2 protein-coding genes and 1 pseudogene are annotated in these 3,263 nt (G+C 60.3%); 2 read left to right on the top strand and 1 reads right to left on the bottom strand.

What is annotated here, in order from left to right; translation table 11 throughout:
• A partial coding sequence (locus tag HX803_RS24390; RefSeq protein ID WP_178924226.1) for a thioester reductase domain-containing protein occupies positions 1-2,492 on the top strand: 2,492 nt, incomplete at its 5' end.
• A 19-nt stretch (positions 2,493-2,511) separates the two neighbouring features.
• Positions 2,512-2,970 carry an SRPBCC family protein gene (locus tag HX803_RS24385; RefSeq protein WP_178924224.1) on the top strand — a complete coding sequence of 153 codons (459 nt, stop codon included), beginning with the start codon at positions 2,512-2,514 and terminating at the stop codon, positions 2,968-2,970.
• A 78-nt stretch (positions 2,971-3,048) separates the two neighbouring features.
• Here the strand turns inward: HX803_RS24385 and HX803_RS24380 are convergent.
• Positions 3,049-3,263 (bottom strand): annotated as a pseudogene (locus HX803_RS24380) (methyl-accepting chemotaxis protein); the annotation flags it as partial.

Raw genomic sequence — 3,263 nt, 5'->3', positions numbered from 1 at the left:
CCATAACGCCGCTGATGCGCAAGCGCCCCGCTGCCGCCCTGCCGTGCATGGTGCTCTACACATCGGGAACGACTGGCCAGCCCAAGGGCGTCTTGCTGAGCCAAGGTAATCTTGCGCATTTCTCGACGTGGTTTCGTCGCCGCATGGCCGTCGACGAAAACAGTCGAGTCCTGCAATTTTCGCCGTTGAGTTTTGACTCCTCGCTGATCGATATTTTCCCCAGCTTGATCGCCGGCGCAACATTGGTCGTCCCGACTGCAGAGCAACGCCGCGACCCGCAACAACTGCTGGCACTGATCCGCCAGCAGCACATCACCCACGGTTTCCTGCCACCGGCGTTGCTCAGCATCCTGCCCCTGAAGCAACCGCTGGGCCTGACACACCTGTTCACCGGTGGCGAGGCCTGTGAGCCCTGCGTGATCGATCGATTGGCGCAACAATGCCACTTGCACAACCTTTATGGCCCCACCGAAACCACCGTACTGGTCACCCATCGCACGCTGCGCCCTGGCGACGGTAATCGTAGCCTCGGTCGTCCCATCGCCAACTGCCAGGTACTGATACTCGATGACGACCTGCAGCCGGTCGGTGAGCACGTCATGGGCGAGTTGTACATCGTCGGCCCTGGCGTAAGCCTTGGCTATGTGGGCAGGCCTCAACAGGCAAACGGCCCCTTCCTGGAACTGGACATTCCCGGAGGGCAAACCCTGCGAGCCTATCGCAGCGGCGATTTGGCAAAGTGGACAGCAGACGGCATCGAACTGGGCGGACGCCGCGACCAGCAGGTGAAAATACGTGGCTTTCGAGTGACCCCCCAGGAGATCGAACAGTGTGTGCGCAACAGCCGTCTGTTTCGCCAAGTGACCGTGGTGATTGATGATGATCAGCGGATCCGGGGATTTGCCAGCCAACCCGAAACGGGGGCCACTGTCGCCTGCCTGGCCGAGTACGCACAGCAATGGCTGCCAGATTACATGCGCCCTCAGATCTGGACGGAGTTGCCGCGCATGCCATGCTCCGACAACGGTAAGGTCGATCGCCAGGCTTTGCTTGCATGGCCGGTCACACGCATTGCATGTGCCGCTGCCGACACGGCACGAACGCCCCTGCAAACGCACCTGGCCGACCTGTGGAGCGAATTGCTGGAACGGCCCTCCGACGGGTTGCCCATCGACGTGAGCTTCTTCAACCTTGGCGGCCACTCCTTGCTGCTGTCGACCTTGTTGCTGCGGATTCGCGATCAGTTTGGGCGCAGTTTTTCCCTGAGTCACTTTATTGAAAGCCCAACGATTCGCACGCTTGCGGTGCTGATGGAAGACGGCGTGATGCCCGACAGGGTGACCGACCAGGCTTCATATGATGCTCAGCGGGAATGGGACTTCAAAACGCTGCCCGGCGATCACGTCGGTAACCCGCGCAAAGTCATCGTCACAGGGGCCAACAGTTTTGTCGGTGTGCATATCGTGCAGGCGCTTCTGGCGGGCGGCGCCACACACGTTGCGTGCCTGGTACGTGAATCACCCGAGCGTGCGGCGGATACCCGCTTTGCCGACGCCCTGCGCGAGTATCAACTGGAACACCTGGACCTGAGCCGAGTGCAGGTATACGCAGCCGATATCAGCCGGCCCCGCTTAGGCCTGACCTGCGAGCGCTACAACGACCTGGCGCGCAATTACGGGGTACTCGTGCACAACGCCGCACACGTCAACCATGTGATGGACTACGCGTCTCTGGCCCCGGACAACGTCGCGCCGATAGCCGAGTGCGTGCGGCTGTGCGAAACCCACTGCAAGAAAGTCTTCAACTTTATCTCGACGCTGTCGGCCTCCAGCAGCCGCGATGCACAGGGGCATGTCCTGGAAGCTCCCGCCGTGGCGACACCACCGGTGTTCATCAAGAACGGCTACAACCTTTCCAAATGGGTGGCCGAGCGACAGTTGGGGCGCGCGATCGAACAAGGCGCGTGGGTGAATATCCACCGCCCCGGCAATATCAGTTTCAACACGCGCAACGGTGTCTGCCAACCCCACCGGAACCGCCTGATGCTGATGCTCAAAGGTTCGCTGCAACTGGGCATGGTGCCTGAGCTGGACCTGAACTTCGACCTGATGCCGGTAGACTTCTTCGCCCGCTTCATTGCAACGCACTGCGGTGAATTTCACTCTGCCGCACATGTGTTCAACCTGCATAACCCACAGCCCTTGAGCTGGGCAGAGTACCTGGACGCGTTCAACCGCGCAGGCTGCCTGTTTGAGCGGGTAGACGTTGCGCACTGGCAACAGGCACTGCGTACGGTGGGCCAGGACAACGCGCTGTTCGGCGTGCTCGGGTTCTATCTCGATACCCTGGGGGACGACATCGGTGACACCTCGATGATTCTGCATGACAACGCGCGGCGAGGTGTTCAACGGATGGGTGAACAGTACCCGGCAAAAGACCCTCTCTTGCTGAGCAAAGGGTGCAACTACCTCAAGACCATCGGCTTTTTGTAAACCGCGTCAGGAAAACCTCATGAAACCGCTGCAACCCGATACATTGATTCGCAACCCACAGGCCAGACCGGTAGTGGCCGCTGCCGTTGTCACCAGCAGTGCTGCCCGCGTGTGGGATGTGGTGGGCCAGTTCGCCCGCTTCGATAGGTTCATTCCTGCCCTGGCCCGTATCGAAATGACCGGCACTGGAGTAGGAGCTTTACGCACGAAGTTCTTCAAGGACGGCCATTGCGTCGTGGAGCAACTCAACAGCCGTGATGAGCAGGCCATGCACATGACCTGGACCACCCTCTACAACACGCTAGGGATCGCCAGGCTGTGGGCGGCGATGAGCGTGGAGGCCCATGGCACAGAGTGTTCGAAAGTGGTGTGGACGATTATTGCCGAGCCCGTCGAAACGGCACACGCAGGTTTTGAAGCGTTTGTTCAGGCATTCGCCGACAGCGCCTTGGAGAATGTGCGCCGGCTATTCAGTTGAACAGCAGGAGCGAGGTGGCTCGCTCCTGCCCGTCCAATCAACGCGTCAGATCTTGAAGCTGTCGACCAGTTGCTTNNGGTTCATGCCGTCGATCTCGACGATCCGCTGCGTCACGCTGACCAGGCGCGCACCGGCCTGGTTGGCCACTTCAACACTTTCCTCGCTGGAAGACTGGCTGGCGTTCATGGTGGTCACCGCTTCACGCGAGCCCACTTGCAGCGAGGTGATCATTTTGTGGATCTCCTCGGCTGACTCCTGGGTACGGTGAGCCAAGTTGCGCACTTCATCGGCCA

The organism is Pseudomonas sp. P7548, from assembly GCF_013386585.1.
GTDB lineage: Bacteria > Pseudomonadota > Gammaproteobacteria > Pseudomonadales > Pseudomonadaceae > Aquipseudomonas.
The sequence above is the reverse complement of the archived record's forward strand: the minus strand, read 5'-3'. Positions and strand labels throughout refer to the sequence as shown.

Bases quoted from the DNA above. Each gene is read 5' to 3' on its own strand.
- HX803_RS24385 (WP_178924224.1), top strand. From the start codon at position 2,512: ATGAAACCGCTGCAACCCGATACATTGATTCGCAACCCACAGGCCAGA.